The organism is Salinibacter pepae, assembly GCF_947077775.1.
GTDB lineage: Bacteria > Bacteroidota > Rhodothermia > Rhodothermales > Salinibacteraceae > Salinibacter > Salinibacter pepae.
In genome coordinates, this window is the sequence record NZ_CAMTTE010000001.1 from 1 (window position 1) to 13,475 (window position 13,475).

General features: G+C 67.6%; 15 protein-coding genes. 6 read left to right on the forward strand and 9 right to left on the reverse strand.

Annotated elements, in window-relative coordinates; translation table 11 throughout:
* From OJA40_RS00005 to thpR, 3 genes are all read right to left on the reverse strand, one after another.
* Positions 1 to 1,034 (reverse strand): lysylphosphatidylglycerol synthase transmembrane domain-containing protein (locus tag OJA40_RS00005; RefSeq protein WP_263809774.1); only part of this gene is annotated, 1,034 nt, incomplete at its 3' end.
* Positions 1,035 to 1,092: 58 nt separating this feature from the next.
* Entirely contained in the window at positions 1,093 to 1,734 is a 642-nt protein-coding gene (locus tag OJA40_RS00010; RefSeq protein WP_208426412.1) for a LolA family protein, read from the reverse strand.
* Positions 1,735 to 1,846: 112 nt separating this feature from the next.
* The gene (gene thpR, locus OJA40_RS00015) at positions 1,847 to 2,386 is read right to left on the reverse strand and encodes an RNA 2',3'-cyclic phosphodiesterase (RefSeq protein ID WP_208426411.1); all 540 of its coding nucleotides are present in this window, start codon (positions 2,384 to 2,386) and stop codon (positions 1,847 to 1,849) included.
* 117 nt (positions 2,387 to 2,503) lie between these two features.
* On the opposite strand from thpR, the gene OJA40_RS00020 reads away from it, so the two are divergent.
* Complete coding sequence (locus OJA40_RS00020) at positions 2,504 to 2,962, forward strand: putative molybdenum carrier protein (protein WP_208426410.1); 459 nt, start codon at positions 2,504 to 2,506, stop codon at positions 2,960 to 2,962.
* A 3-nt stretch (positions 2,963 to 2,965) separates the two neighbouring features.
* Here the strand turns inward: OJA40_RS00020 and OJA40_RS00025 are convergent, their stop codons facing one another.
* From OJA40_RS00025 to hisA, 3 genes are read right to left on the reverse strand one after another with little or no spacing between them, the layout of a single operon-like run.
* Entirely contained in the window at positions 2,966 to 3,289 is a 324-nt protein-coding gene (locus OJA40_RS00025; protein WP_263809284.1) for an ABC transporter permease, read from the reverse strand.
* Entirely contained in the window at positions 3,273 to 4,079 is an 807-nt protein-coding gene (hisF, locus tag OJA40_RS00030; RefSeq protein ID WP_208426409.1) for an imidazole glycerol phosphate synthase subunit HisF, read from the reverse strand. The genes OJA40_RS00025 and hisF overlap by 17 nt, the downstream gene beginning before the upstream one ends.
* Before the next feature lie 40 nt (positions 4,080 to 4,119).
* The gene (gene hisA / locus OJA40_RS00035; RefSeq protein ID WP_208426408.1) at positions 4,120 to 4,896 is read right to left on the reverse strand and encodes a 1-(5-phosphoribosyl)-5-[(5-phosphoribosylamino)methylideneamino]imidazole-4-carboxamide isomerase; all 777 of its coding nucleotides are present in this window, start codon (positions 4,894 to 4,896) and stop codon (positions 4,120 to 4,122) included.
* A gap of 288 nt (positions 4,897 to 5,184) precedes the next feature.
* Between hisA and OJA40_RS00040 the strand changes: the two genes are divergently transcribed.
* A complete protein-coding gene (locus tag OJA40_RS00040) occupies positions 5,185 to 5,394 on the forward strand; it encodes a cold-shock protein (protein ID WP_043552331.1) in 210 nt (69 codons plus the stop codon).
* Between the two features lie 398 nt (positions 5,395 to 5,792).
* Here OJA40_RS00040 and hisH read toward each other — a convergent pair whose 3' ends face one another.
* The 3 genes from hisH to hisB all read right to left on the reverse strand — a co-directional run bounded on the left by hisH (position 5,793) and on the right by hisB (position 8,080).
* The gene (gene hisH / locus OJA40_RS00045) at positions 5,793 to 6,449 is read right to left on the reverse strand and encodes an imidazole glycerol phosphate synthase subunit HisH (RefSeq protein WP_208426407.1); all 657 of its coding nucleotides are present in this window, start codon (positions 6,447 to 6,449) and stop codon (positions 5,793 to 5,795) included.
* Between the two features lie 80 nt (positions 6,450 to 6,529).
* Positions 6,530 to 7,348 carry a pyrroline-5-carboxylate reductase gene (gene proC / locus OJA40_RS00050; RefSeq protein WP_208426406.1) on the reverse strand — a complete coding sequence of 273 codons (819 nt, stop codon included), beginning with the start codon at positions 7,346 to 7,348 and terminating at the stop codon, positions 6,530 to 6,532.
* A gap of 123 nt (positions 7,349 to 7,471) precedes the next feature.
* Positions 7,472 to 8,080 (reverse strand): imidazoleglycerol-phosphate dehydratase HisB, encoded by a 609-nt coding sequence (gene hisB / locus OJA40_RS00055; protein ID WP_208426405.1) that lies wholly within the window; start codon positions 8,078 to 8,080, stop codon positions 7,472 to 7,474.
* Between the two features lie 182 nt (positions 8,081 to 8,262).
* Between hisB and OJA40_RS00060 the strand changes: the two genes are divergently transcribed.
* The 4 genes from OJA40_RS00060 to hemA all read left to right on the forward strand — a co-directional run bounded on the left by OJA40_RS00060 (position 8,263) and on the right by hemA (position 13,427).
* A complete protein-coding gene (locus tag OJA40_RS00060) occupies positions 8,263 to 8,589 on the forward strand; it encodes a hypothetical protein (RefSeq protein ID WP_263789726.1) in 327 nt (108 codons plus the stop codon).
* A gap of 177 nt (positions 8,590 to 8,766) precedes the next feature.
* Complete coding sequence (metG, locus tag OJA40_RS00065) at positions 8,767 to 10,905, forward strand: methionine--tRNA ligase (RefSeq protein WP_263809775.1); 2,139 nt, start codon at positions 8,767 to 8,769, stop codon at positions 10,903 to 10,905.
* Between the two features lie 276 nt (positions 10,906 to 11,181).
* Entirely contained in the window at positions 11,182 to 11,901 is a 720-nt protein-coding gene (locus OJA40_RS00070; RefSeq protein WP_263789722.1) for a 5'-methylthioadenosine/adenosylhomocysteine nucleosidase, read from the forward strand.
* 86 nt (positions 11,902 to 11,987) lie between these two features.
* Complete coding sequence (hemA, locus tag OJA40_RS00075) at positions 11,988 to 13,427, forward strand: glutamyl-tRNA reductase (RefSeq protein WP_208426402.1); 1,440 nt, start codon at positions 11,988 to 11,990, stop codon at positions 13,425 to 13,427.
* Positions 13,428 to 13,475: the final 48 nt, after the last annotated feature.

Here is a 13,475-nt window from a genome sequence, read left to right on the forward strand (position 1 = left end):
CGGAAGCCGCTGCCCTGGTAGACCACCGCCACGAGGCCCGCCAGGGTGTAAAAGACGAGCTGCGCCCCGTGGGTGAGGAAGGCGTAGGTGAGGGCCTCCGCCGACGGAACGCCGTAGAGGTGGACCAGCGCCTGTTCGGTGATGTAGTGGTACGACCCGATGCCGCCGGGGGAGGGCACCAGGATGCCGATTGCGCCGATCGCCATGAGGGCCCACGCGTCCAAAATGCCAATGCCGTAGGGCTCGGCGAGGTGGAGCATGCGGAAGGGCAGGTAGGCCATCAGCAGGTACCCGGCCCACATGCCGACTGTGGAGAGGACAATGGCCCCGCGGCGGGGGGAGGCCACCAGTGTCGTCATCCCTTTCCGGAACGACACCGCGGCGGGCTTGAGGGTGGTTGCCCAGACGCGACCGAGCCCCGAGTCTTCGCGCTGAAGGAGCCAACGGGCCCCCCCGATGGCGAGGACGAGCAGCAGGAGCAGGCCGAGCGCGCCCCCGGCGAGCCAGTCGAGTGGAATGGACTGCAACCGGGCCCACGCCGGGGCCACGAACTGCTCGCGCAGCACGTCGAGGCGGTTGACGAGCAGCCCGACGGCACTCAGAAGGGCCGCTCCCAGCACGGCCGTATCGAAAATGCGCTCGGAGACGACGGTCCCGAAGATGCTGCTGAACCGGTAGGGGGTGCGGGCCGAAAGGTTGGCGGTCCGCGCCACTTCGCCCATCCGCGGGGCGACGTAGTTCACCATGTAGCCGATCATAACGGAGGAGAAAGAGGCCTCCAGCATGCGGGCGCGGGCCGTGTGGCCGGCCCGGTCCTCGGGGTCCGGCAGCGCCTCCACCAGGATCTGCCAGCGCCAGGCGCGAAACAGGTTGCTGCCCAGGACGAGTACGACCAGGGGGAGCAGCCACCGGTAGTCGGCCTTTCGGAAGGCCGTCCAGATGTTGCTCATGTCCACGCCGTACACGGCGAGGGCGAGAAGGCCGCCCGCCAGGACGAAGCTTCCGATTTGAAACCACCGCCGTCGACTCAGCACGCGTCGTGGGATTCGTTCCAGAGCCGTTCAGTTCCCCCGAAGTGCCCTGTGTGGTTCGCTAGTCGGTGGGGCGAAGATCCACCACCTCCACGCTCTCGGGGGGCGAGAACGAGAAGGGAGTTCCACTGACTTGCGGGTCGATCCGGATGTCGCGCAGGCGAAGGTCCAGAATCGATCCGTTGCGGTCGACGGCCCGGAGGCGCGTGACGATGCGGTCGGGGCGCCGGACCCACAGCGTCGCCTCCTTGAACCGGGCCGACGAATCCGCCGCGGTCAGGGACAGCATTTCGTGTGCCGTCCCGGCTCGGGTCACGGTACGGCGGGCCGTGCGGTCGTATTTGTCCGCCGCGGTCGTGAGGAAGGCCTGGGGGGTCAGGGTGGAGGCCTCCGCGTCGGCCGTATTCACCACGACCTGACTGTCGGCAGGGGAGTAAATCCACGTCGTCGCGCCGTCCGTCACGACGGTTTGTGCGGGCGTCTCGACCCGGTATCGGTTCCCGGCGAGAAGCACCGTCCCGTCAATCCGGGTGGAGTCGTCCGCAAACTCGGAGGCGGTGACCTGCGTGAAGGCGGCCCGGAGGCCCTGCAGGGCACTGTAGCGCGACTGGAGGGCTTGGAGGGTCGGGCCGCCGTCCTGGGCGCCCACCGGGAGGGGGACTGCGCACAACAGGACGCCGAGCAGTAGGAGGCGTCGTAGCATGGCTGGGGGGGAGAAACGCAAAACAGCGTGCGGAATCAACCTAACGACCGATCGTGCCAATTATCGTGGGCCCGCCGCCCGATCACGAAAAATTGATGGCCGGGACGCGGGCCTATCCGTTGAGTGGGTAAATCGCCCGTGGATCGTAAACGGCCCCGTCCGAGGTGAGGGTGCTTTCGTATAGCACAAACCGGTCGGCCTGGAAGGCCGGAAAAGAGGGCACGTCTGCGGTTCGCAGAAACGCGTGCACCGTCTCCGGGGCCGTATCCCCCACCCGGGCGAGCGTGAGGTGAGGGGTGTAGTCGCGGTCTTCTGGCGACAGGCCTTCCCGTTCGAGGGCATCGCTGACGGCCGTGTGGAGGGCCAGGAGGGACTCGGTGCGTTCCAGGCCGAGCACCAGGACGCGAGGGGAGCGCCGGGACGGCAACACGTCCAGGCCGTAGGGCTCGCAGCGGGCGGCCGGGGCGGTCAGCTCCGCGAGGGCCTGCTCGTAGCGCGCCGCCCGCTCGGGGCTGGCATCGCCAATGAAGCGGAGCGTCACGTGAAACTGGGCGGGGGCGGTCCAGCGGGCGTCCAGCGCGGACGGTGCCTGCAGGCCGGCCGCTTCGTTTCGGAATCCATCCGGCAGATCAATTGCCGTGAAGAGTCGCATGCGAGCACGAAGTTGGGCGCATGGAAAGCGGGCGAAAGGGAACGGCCCTGCCGAAACTGAATGCTGGACAGAGGGTTCAGATCATTGCAATTGTCCGCAACACGCCCTTGAAGACGCGTGCAGTTTCAAAAAATCATCTCGGGCGGACAGACCGGCGTCGACCGGGCGGCGCTGGACGCGGCGCGGGCCCACGACGTGGCGGTTGGGGGCTGGTGCCCACGGGGACGCCGGGCGGAGGACGGACCGATTGCCCCGCGCTACCCGCTCCGAGAAACGCCGACGGACGCGTACGCGGAGCGGACGGCGTGGAACGTGCGGGACAGCGACGGGACCCTCATCGTTGCGCCCGGCCCCTTGGAGGGCGGGACGGCGCTCACGCAACGGGAGGCTGAGGCGCGCAAGACACCGCTTCTCCATGTTCGCCTGACGGATCCCGCGCCGGTGCCGATGATCCATGCGTGGGCGGCAGAACACGATGTGCGGGTCCTGAACGTGGCGGGGCCGCGAGCGAGCGAGGGGGACGGCATCTACCGCCAGGCCCGGTCCATTCTCGAGGCCCTGCTGGCATCGGCGTAGCGGCTACTCCGACTCCGGCGGGGGCGGCGGGTCGGAGCGGCGACGGCGATGGCGCTCGGCGAAGAGGTCCTCGCCGTCCTCAACGCGCCCGGCCGCGATCCAGAGGAGCCGGACCCCCACGGCCGTGGCGGCCAGCACGAACAGGGTGAAGGCGGGCCACAGCGGGGCCTCAAACCCGAACTGGCTTGCGCGGGCCTCGGGGTAGCGCATCCACTTGTCGATCCCCCAGGCCGCCATCCCGCCCCCGAGGATGGAAAACACGAGGGCCGCCCCTTTCAGCAGGCGGGCGGCCGGGGTGGCGGAGGAGGAATCAGTCCGTCGTGGCATATCGGTCGGTCCAGTTGTTCAGGGGAGGCCGAACCGGCAGGCCGGCGTCGCGGAGATGGTCTTTGGCCTCCTCCACGGTGTGCTCGCGAAAGTGAAAGATCGAGGCGGCCAGCACCGCGCTGGCCCCGCCGTCGACGAGGCCCGCCCGCAGGTGCTCCAGGGTGCCGGCCCCGCCGGAGGCAATGACGGGAATCTGGGTCCGCTCCGTCACGGCGCGGAGGAGGTCGAGGTCGTACCCGTCCTTGGTGCCGTCCCGGTCCATCGAGGTCAGCAGAATCTCGCCGGCCCCGCGGGCCTCCGCCTCGGCGGCCCACTCCACAGCGTCCCGTCCGGTCGGCTTGCGGCCGCCGTGGACGACCACCTCCCACGCGGGCCCGTCGCCGTCCCGCCGCTTCGCGTCGATGGCCACCACGATGCACTGGTCCCCGAACGCGTCGGCGCCGCGGGCGATCAGGTCCGGGTCCTTCACGGCCGCGGAGTTGATGGCCACCTTGTCGGCCCCGGCCTGGAGCATCGCCCGCATGTCGTCGACCGAGCGGAGCCCGCCGCCCACGGTCAGGGGAATGAACACCTGATCGGCGGTGCGCCGCACCACGTCGTGCATGATGTCGCGGTCCTCGTGCGTGGCGGTGATGTCGAGAAACACCAGCTCGTCGGCCCCGGCGGCGTCGTAGGTGCGGGCCTGTTCCACCGGGTCGCCGGCGTCACGGATGTCGACGAAGTTGATGCCCTTCACGACGCGGCCTTCGTCCACGTCGAGGCAGGGAATGATGCGTTTCGCGAGGGGCATACGGGTCCGAGAAAAGAGGAGCAGATCAGGCGAGGAGAGACTACCGGAGGGACGCCGTCGAGAACGTGTCCAGGTCGACCGCGTCCTTGTCCTGCCAGGCCCAAAACTGCTGGCACGGAAAGCGGTTCTCGTAGAGCGCCGTGCCCACGATCACCGAATCGACGCCGTAGGGCTGGAGCGTTTGAATATCGAGCAGGTCGTCGTGCTCGCCCACGCCGCCGGACGCCGTGATCTTGGCGTGGGCAAGCTGGCGGCCGAGCGTCCGGTACGCCTGAATGTTGGGGCCCTCCATCGTTCCGTCCCGGCTGATGTCGGTGTAGACGAGACGACGCACGCCCCGCTGCTCCATGTCCTTCGCGAACGCAACGGCGTCGAGCCCCGATCCCTCCGTCCAGCCCTGCACGCGCACCTCCCCGTCGCGGGCGTCGATGCTCACGACCACCTGCTGGGCCGAAAACCGCTCCACCGCCCGCTCCACGAAGTCGGGGTCGCGGACGGCCGCGGTGCCTAGGATGACGCGGTAGACGCCCCGGTCCAGGGCGGCCTCAATCTGATCCATCGAGCGGATGCCGCCCCCGAGCTGGATCGGGATGTCGAGCGCGTCGCACATCCTCTCGATCACGTCCCGGTTGTGCTCCCCCTCCCCCCGGGCCGCATCGAGGTCCACCACGTGAAGCGTCTGCGCATTCTGCACGCGCCACAGCTTGGCCATCTTGACGGGGTCCTCGAAGTACACGGTCTCGTTGTCGTAATCGCCCTGGTGCAGGCGCACACACCGGCCGTCGCGGATGTCGATGGCGGGAATGACGAGGGGCATGAACTGGGGGACGTGAGGAGGAGACTCGCGTGAGGACCGTTACTTCCATTCACGAGGCGGCGCAATGTTCGTGGGGCCCCTTCCGCCGCCTCGTCCGGCCCGGAAAACGGGAACTGGGTGAAGAAGGCGCCCAGGCCGGCCCGTCCCGGAACTGTGACGACGACCGCGAATGGGACCTACAACTCAATATTACATTTGCGTCTCCTTCGCTGCCGCGCCGTCCCGAGCACTCCGGAAGCGTGCGTTGCACCGGTGGGGCGCACCAACAAACACAACGACGGTTACAGTATGCAACGCGGAACAATTAAGTGGTTTGACACCGAGAAGGGATTTGGCTTCATCGAGCCCGAGGAGGGCGGTGAGGATGTCTTCCTGCACGTAAGCAACATCACCGGTTCGACGGGCGGCGACGACCTGCGCGAAGGCCAGACCGTTGCGTTCGAGACCGAGCGAACGGAGAAGGGACTGAGCGCCCTCAACGCCTCGCCGGTCGGATAACGACGGCGCACCCGATGCGAGAAGACCCGAGCCCGTCCCGTCTGGGGCGGGCTTTTTTGTTGGGGGGCCGCACGAACGCCTCCGCGACGGCCCCGCGGCTCGTAAGAGTTACGAGCCTGATTCCCAGAACGGCTCCTGAGAATCCTGAATAGGGCCTGAATAGGGGCGGATCCGCGTACGATGCATGTTGGCACCCTTTTTGGGCATCCGTCGCCCCCAGGAAGCATCGGGTGCACCGAGCCTCCCGCGTTGGTGACCTCAGCCGCATGGAGAATTCCGTCGACACCGCGATCCGATTTTTGACCGTCGCTGCGGGCGGGGTGGGCTTTCTCGTCCTCCTGTTGATTCAGTGGCTCTAGGCCCGGGCAGGACGGAGTAGCGTCCAGGGCGGCCTCGTCCTACGTAGAGACTGTCCGGCCGGCCTCCTCGGTCGTCGGAAGTGCGGCAAAATTGTCGAGCAGCCCGAGGCCGGCGGCCTGCGACTTTTCGGGGTGGAACTGCACGCCGAATACGTTGTCGCGCTGCACCACGGAGGGGAAGGTGTGCCCGTAGGACGTGGTGGTAAGCACGTCGTCGGGGACGTCCGCCACGGGGTGGTAGGAGTGGACGAAGTAGACGTACGGCGTCGCCCCCAGTTCGTCAAGCAGCGGGTGGTCGCGGGTCGGCTCGATTGCGTTCCAGCCCATGTGCGGAACCGTCAACTCGTCGGGCATGTCCGCATCGGTGTCCCGAAAATGGGCGACATGCCCGGGCAGGACGCCGAGCCCCTCGTGTTCACCCTTCTCGTAGCCGGTCTCGAAGAGCAGTTGCATGCCCACGCAGACCCCCAGAAACGGGACCCCGCGGCCGATGGCGTCGTGGATCGGCCCCTCCAGGTCGCGCCGCCGAATCTCGTCGATGCAGGCCCGAAACGCCCCCACCCCCGGCAGCACGAGCCGCTCGGCCTCCGCAACGGCCGCCGGGTCGTCGGTGCGGTGCACCGTCGCCCCCACGGTCTCGAAGGCCTTTTCGATCGAGCGAAGGTTGCCGATGCCGTAGTCGATGATGGTCGTCATGGGGAGGGAGGGGCAGAACAATTAGTTCAGGCGGGAGGGACGGGGCGCTGGCCCCTGGTGCGCACCGAGGCTGGGGACTGCTATTCGTCGTTGAGCTCCTCGGAGCGCTGGGTGGCGGTGCTGACGGCGTTGATCAGCATGGTGCGGAGCCCGTGCTCTTCGAGCGACGACACCGCGGCGATGGCGGTCCCGCCGGGCGTGGTCACCTCGTCGCGCAGGATGGCGGGGTGCTTGTCCGTGTCGATGGCCAGCTTGGCGGCGCCGTACACCGTTTGCCGGGCCAGCGTCGAGGCGTCTTCGCGGGACATGCCCTGCTTTACGCCCGCGTCGGTCAGCGCCTCGATGAACATGTACACGTACGCCGGGCCGCTCCCGGACAGCCCCGTGACGGCGTCCATGTGGTCCTCGGGCACGACCACGGCGTTTCCCACGGCCTCGAAAATCGCCCGGGCCTTCTCCAGGTGGGCGTCCGTGGCGTACGTGCCGGGGGAGAGCGCCGTCGCGCCGGCGTCTACAAGGGCCGGCGTGTTCGGCATCGCACGGATTACGGGCTGGTCCTGCCCGAATCCGAGCTGGAGCCGCTCGCTGGTGATGCCGGCCAGCACGCTGATGACGAGCACGTCGCGGTCCACGTGGTCGCGGATGTTGGTAATGACCTCGGCCCGGCTCTGGGGCTTGATGGTCAGCAGAATGATGGAGGCGTCCTGGACGGCGTCCACGTTGTCGGTCGTGGTGCGCAGGCCGGGAAACTCCTCGGCCAGCGCGTCGAGGGCCGAGCCGGTCCGGCGGGTCGCAATCACGTCCTCGGTCTCGATCAGGTTGCCGCCGATCATGCCGCCGATGAGGGAGTGGCCGATATTGCCGGCCCCAATGACCGCGACCGTATCGTCTGAAAGCATGGAAGTGTCGGGCGTTCGTGGAAGGGCTCGCGTCGAGAATGCCGTTGTGCACGGCTCTGGGAACCGGGCAGGGGTCGGAGCACGGCCCCGGACTGGCTCGCTCCCAGCCCGCCGTCGTTTGGGCTAGACCAGGGTCCCCTTCGTGGAGGCCACCTCGGCGTGGTCGGCCCGGCGGCGCACCGCACTGCGGAGGGCACGGGCGGCGGCCTTGAAGAGGGCCTCAATCTTGTGGTGGGCGTTGTGCCCGTGGAGGACGGTCAGGTGCAGGTTGCAGCGGGCGTGATCGGCCACGGAGCGCCACACGTGCTCGACCAGCTCCGTCGACAGGCCGCCGACCTGGTCCCGCTCGAAGGGGGCCTCCAGGTGGCAGTAGCTTCGCCCCGAGAGGTCCACCACGGCCCGGGCCAGGGCGTCGTCCATCGGCACGTAGGCGTGCCCGTAGCGGGCGATGTGGGCCTTGTCCCCGAGGGCCTCGTCGAGGGCGCGGCCGAGGCCGATGGCCACGTCCTCGACCGTGTGGTGGTCGTCCACCTCCAGATCACCGTCGCACTGCACCTCGAGGTCGAGCGCGCCGTGCTTGGCGAAGAGGGACAGCATGTGGTCGAAGAACCCGACGCCGGTGTCGACGTCGTAGCTCCCGTCGCCGTCGAGGGTGAGGGCGACGGACACATCCGTCTCGGCGGTGGTGCGCTCGACGGTCGCCGTGCGGGGGGGGAAGCTGGGGGTGGACATGAGGCGGCCGGAGTGTGAGCAAAGAAACGAGTCGTCCCTTGTTTTCACGAGGGTGTTTTCACGAGGGGCTCACGCGCCCTGAACACGCAGAAGCACCCGCTGATTCATATACTTGGATCTGGTGGAAGTGCCCGCCGGTTGGTATAACTGCTCCAATCTCCCGCGAAGAATTGCAACGACCCGTGGCAACCTACAGCGAGGCCGACTTCGAGGACAGCCGATTCGACTACGGCGAGCGGGTTCGCATCCTGCTGCGCCACCCCAAGCTGGGGGGCGTGTACGGCGAGGCCGAGGGAACGTGTGCCGCCCGCGAAGAAGACACCGAGTTCGAGGCGAAAGACGGCACGATGCGGACCAAGACGCTCGTCTGGCTCAAAGACATCGAGGGCTACGAAAAGCCCCACGAGGACCTTCCGGACACGACCCAGGAGGTGGAGGAGGCCTGGTTCGCGGAGGAGGCCCTCCGAAAGAAGGAAGGCGACCCGCTCGACGGGGTGAGCTTTAATTGAGCTGAGACGTCCCGCGGTTTCCCGGAACGGGCCAGGCCCTGCGGGACAGATCGCCCGTTTCCGATTCGTATTGCGTGATGCGGAGTGCGCACTTCTCCCCGAGCTTTGGGCTCACGCAATAGGGACTGCGCAATCCCAGGCATGCCGTAACGACTACGTACTTGCGACTTTGGTTTGATGGCCGATCCGACTTCTTCTGAGCGTCTCCTCGTCACCGCGGCCCTTCCGTACGCCAATGGCCCCATCCACATCGGCCACCTGGCGGGGGCGTACCTCCCGGCGGACCTCTTCGTGCGCTACCAGCGGCTGAAGGGGGAAGACGTGGCTTTCATCTGCGGCTCCGACGAAATGGGCGTTGCCATCCTCATGCGGGCCATTCGGGAGGACCGAACGCCGGAGGACATCATCGACACCTATCACCCCCAAATCCGCGACAACTTCGAGCGGTTTGGGATGAGCTTCGACTACTACGGGCGCACCTCCAGCGAGACCCACACAGAGACGACGCAGGACTTCTTCCGGGTGCTCGACGAGAAGGAGGGCTTCGACCTCAAAACCGACGAGCAGCTCTATGACCCGGAGGCCGAGATGTTTTTGGCCGACCGGTTCGTGACCGGCACGTGTCCGGTCTGTGGCTTCGAGGAGGCCTACGGCGACCAGTGCGAGCAGTGCGGCTCGTCCCTCAGCCCGACGGAGCTAGAGAACCCGCAGAGCACGCTCACCGACGCGACCCCGGAGTTCAAAGAGACCACCCACTGGTACCTGCCCCTCGGGGAGCTCCAGCCCCAACTCGAAGAGTGGATCGGCTCGCACCCGGAGTGGAAAAACAACGTCGTCGGGCAGATTCAGAGCTGGTTCGACGAGGGGCTGAAGGGCCGCGCCATCACCCGTGACGTGCCCTGGGGCGTCCCGGTCCCCGACGACGTGGCGGAGCGGCACGGGCTGGAGGCAGAAGGCAAAGTCATCTACGTGTGGTTCGACGCCCCGATCGGCTACATCTCGGCCACGAAGGAGTGGGCCGCGGAGCAGGGCGAGCCCGACGCGTGGACCGACTACTGGCAGGACGAGGACACCCGCCTCGTGCACTTCATCGGCAAGGACAACATTGTCTTCCACTGCCTCATGTTTCCGTCCATGCTCATGGAGCATGGCGACTACGTCCTGCCGGACAACGTGCCCGCCAACGAGTTCTTAAATCTCGAGGGGGAGAAGCTGTCCACGAGCCGCGGCTGGGCGGTCTGGCTCCACGAGTACCTCGACGACTTTGCGGACGAGCGGCACGCGCCCGACCTGCTCCGCTACGCCCTCGCCACGACCCTCCCCGAGACGAAGGACGCGGACTTCAGCTGGGAGGGATTTCAGCAGCGCGTGAACGGGGAGCTCGCCAACGTCTTCGGCAACTTCGTGCACCGGACGCTCACCTTTGCGCAGCGCTACTTCGACGGCACGGTCCCGCCGCTGGAGGATCCCTCCGAGGCCGACCGGGCCATGCTCGACCGGATGGCCGAGGTGCCCGGCACTGTGGGCATGGCCTACGAGGAGCACCGCACGCGGGACGCGGTCTTCGAGACGATGGCGCTGGCGCGTCGCGGCAACAAATACTTCAACGACACGGAGCCGTGGCACACCCACGAGAGCGACCCGCAGGCCTGCGCCAACACAATCCACGTCAGCCTGCAGGTGTGCGCCGCGCTGTCCATTCTGTTCGAGCCGGTGCTGCCCAGCGCCGCGGCGACGCTTCGGGAGCGCGTCGGGCTGGAGAACGTACGGACCAGCACCCCCGACGACGATCCCGCCGACGCCGTGGGCTGGGAAGACGCCGGGGCGCCCCTTCTGCCCGCCGGACACCCGATCCCGAGCGGCGCCGACCCGGAGCCGCTCTTCCAGAAAATCGACGACGACACCATCGAGGCCCAGATCGAGAAGCTCCGCGAGCGGGCCGCTGAACGAGATACGGACCCATCCACCACCGACATGGACTACGACGCCCTCAGCGACAACATTTCGTTCGACGACTTTACGCAGCTCGACCTGCGCGCCGGGACTGTAACGACCGCCGAGCCGGTGCCCGACGCCGACAAGCTGCTTCGATTGGAGGTCGACCTTGGCTTCGAGGAGCGGCAGATCCTCGCGGGGGTGGCCGAGCAAATGGCCCCCGACGAGGTCGTGGGGCTGGAGGTGGTCGTCGTCGCCAACATGGCGCCGAAGGAGATGTTTGGGGTCGAGAGCCAGGGCATGGTGCTCATGGCCGAGGAGCCGGATGGTACGTTCGTGCCGGTCACCACGGAGGCGGAGGACGGGTCGGTCGTGCGGTAGGTCGGGGCCTCGAATCGTCCGCCGCGACGATCGCTTGGGTTTCAGGGACTCGGGTCAAGGATGCCGAATGCGTCCGCCTGTCGTGCAATTCCATTCGGTATCGGCTTCACGGGGAGCTGGGCGGGGCGAGTCGTTGGGAATCATCCCGACTGCCAGAGTCCGAGAGGACCACTCTCGTGGGGCGGTATTCGGGCTGGCCGCCGACATGGAACGTCGCGTCGTCTCTCGTCGCCCTGTACGCCGCTATTGAAAGTAAGAGTTGAGGTGTACGTCCGTATGCCGTTGGCCATCATGTCTGCGATGGACGTCGAAATGGAGCTGTATCTCGACCGCTGCGAGATCCTGCGCTCGACGCAGCGGGCGGGACGTGCTTTTCATGAGGCGTCGTGGCACGGGCACGATCTTGTCCTCGTCCGGGCGGGCGTGGGGAAGGTGAATGCCGCCCTCTGCACACAACTTCTGATCGATGCGTTCGACGCCGAGGCCGTGATCTGTACCGGCTCGGCCGGGGCGGTGAACCCGGCGCTCGACATCGGTGACGTCGTCGTGGCGACCGACTGCGTGCAGCACGACGTGGTGGTCAAGTTCCTCGGGCTGCCGCGTGGACAGATTCCGTTCACCGACTTTCGCTTCTTTAGGACGGATGCCGCATTGCGTCGCCGTGCACTGTCGGTTGATCTGCCCGATCACCGGATTGCCCCTGGGCGCGTACTGACAGGGGATCGGTTCGTTGAGGACGAAGCCGACCGCCACCAGCTGCGCGAGGAGCTTGAAGGGGACTGTGTGGAAATGGAGGGCGCCGCCGTGGGGCAGGTCTGCGCGATGAACGACGTGCCGTACCTCGTGGTGCGGGCCATCTCGGACCATGCGGACGGCACGTCCGACATCGACTTCGAGGCGTTTCTGCAGGAGGCCGCCCGGTCCTCCTCCGAAATCGTCTTGTCCCTCCTCACCGCCTCGGATGGGGACGGCACCCCGTCTGCGCCCGGGCGTTGACGCCTTATTCAACCCGGGTCGCGAACAGCGCCCCCTGCCTCGTGTAACAGGTGTGCATCGAACGCTTGTGTCTTTCAACGGGCTCTATGAGGTTCTACGCAGTCGGGCTGAATCACGAATGCACCTCGTTGGGGCAGACCGAAACGTTCGCGCTTAGTGCGGAAGAACAAGAGGCCCTCTACGCAAACCTGAGCCTGAGTGCCGACGCGGAGGTCGTGGTCCTGTCGACCTGCAACCGCACGGAGGCCTACCTCTACGGCACCGAGGCGGACCTGCGCCAGGTGAAGGCCCTGATCGGACAGGGAGGCGGCACCCGGTGGCCCGAAGAAACGGCCTTTCAGGAGCGGGACGAGGCCGCGGTCCGGCACCTGCTGCAGGTAACGAGTGGCCTCCGCTCCGTGGTGCTCGGCGAGCGCCAAATTTTCGCCCAGGTCAAGGCGGCCTACGAGCGGGCGGTGGACGCTGGCGGGATTCACTCGGTGATGCACCGGCTCTTCCATACCGCATTCCGGGCCGCCAAGCGCGTCTCCTCGGAGACGGGCCTGGGCCGCGGGGCCGCGTCGGTCTCGACCGCGGCCGTGGAGATGGCACGCCAAGACCTTTCGGAGGCCGGCGGCGACGGGCTTCGGGACACGGAGATTGTGCTCGTGGGGGCGGGCAAGATGGGACGTCTCGCCCTGGAAGCCCTCGCGGATGAATCCCTTGCGTCGCTGACCGTCGTGAACCGGTCGCCCGACCGGGCCCGTGAGGTGGCCTCGCCGTTCGGGGGCGACGCCGAGCCGTGGGCCGACCGCCACCGGGCCGTGGCCACCGCGGATCTCGCGCTGGTCGCCACGGGCGCGTCCGCCCCCGTCCTGCACGCCCCCGCGCTGCCGGCCCCCGACGAGGCGACCCTCGTCGTGGACGTGGCGATGCCCCGCAACGTGGATCCGGCGGTGGACGAGCGCCCCGGGTACCGCCTCTACGATCTGGACGACCTGGAGGCCTGGACCGCGGAGGTCCGCGAGCGGCGGGCCGACGCCGTTCCCGAGGCGGAGTCCATCTGCGAAGAGCTGCTTGAGGACTTCGTGACCTGGGTGTTCCACCAACAGGCCCTCCAGCCCGCCATCCAGGCCATCCGCAGCACGTTCGACACGATTCGGGAGCAGGAGGTCGACCGCCACGCCCACCGCACGGGCATGGACCGCGAAGAGGTCGACCGCCTCACGGAGTCGATCATGCAGAAGCTGCTGGCGGTCCCCATCGTGCGGCTCAAAAACGTCGACCCGGAGAGCATCGACTTCGTCCAGGGCATCGAGCTGCTCCACGCGCTGTTCGCGCCGTCCGACGAGAGCGATGCCGGACGGTCCCTGGCGGAGGCGCCCGACGCCGACACGCCCGATTTGGGCGAGGCCCCGTCCCGCTGTCCCTACATGACCCACGACCCTGGAGGCGACGGAACGGAAACGGAGGAGGTGCAAAAGGCCCTTCGCCTGTCGGCCGCGCATCAGGCTGCGTCTCATTCCGAGGAGGCCCGCGGCGGGTAGGAGGGCCCGTTGGCGGAGGGCCCGTTGGCGGAGGGCCCGTTGGCCGTC

What these genes read in the sequence shown, in the direction of transcription:
- OJA40_RS00010 (WP_208426412.1), bottom strand. Translation starts at nt 1,734, where the DNA reads ATGCTACGACGCCTCCTACTGCTCGGCGTCCTGTTGTGCGCAGTCCCC.
- thpR (WP_208426411.1), bottom strand. Translation starts at nt 2,386, where the DNA reads ATGCGACTCTTCACGGCAATTGATCTGCCGGATGGATTCCGAAACGAA.
- OJA40_RS00025 (WP_263809284.1), bottom strand. Translation starts at nt 3,289, where the DNA reads ATGCCACGACGGACTGATTCCTCCTCCGCCACCCCGGCCGCCCGCCTG.
- hisF (WP_208426409.1), bottom strand. Translation starts at nt 4,079, where the DNA reads ATGCCCCTCGCGAAACGCATCATTCCCTGCCTCGACGTGGACGAAGGC.
- hisA (WP_208426408.1), bottom strand. Translation starts at nt 4,896, where the DNA reads ATGCCCCTCGTCATTCCCGCCATCGACATCCGCGACGGCCGGTGTGTG.
- OJA40_RS00040 (WP_043552331.1), top strand. Translation starts at nt 5,185, where the DNA reads ATGCAACGCGGAACAATTAAGTGGTTTGACACCGAGAAGGGATTTGGC.
- hisH (WP_208426407.1), bottom strand. Translation starts at nt 6,449, where the DNA reads ATGACGACCATCATCGACTACGGCATCGGCAACCTTCGCTCGATCGAA.
- proC (WP_208426406.1), bottom strand. Translation starts at nt 7,348, where the DNA reads ATGCTTTCAGACGATACGGTCGCGGTCATTGGGGCCGGCAATATCGGC.
- hisB (WP_208426405.1), bottom strand. Translation starts at nt 8,080, where the DNA reads ATGTCCACCCCCAGCTTCCCCCCCCGCACGGCGACCGTCGAGCGCACC.
- metG (WP_263809775.1), top strand. Translation starts at nt 8,767, where the DNA reads ATGGCCGATCCGACTTCTTCTGAGCGTCTCCTCGTCACCGCGGCCCTT.
- OJA40_RS00070 (WP_263789722.1), top strand. Translation starts at nt 11,182, where the DNA reads ATGCCGTTGGCCATCATGTCTGCGATGGACGTCGAAATGGAGCTGTAT.
- hemA (WP_208426402.1), top strand. Translation starts at nt 11,988, where the DNA reads ATGAGGTTCTACGCAGTCGGGCTGAATCACGAATGCACCTCGTTGGGG.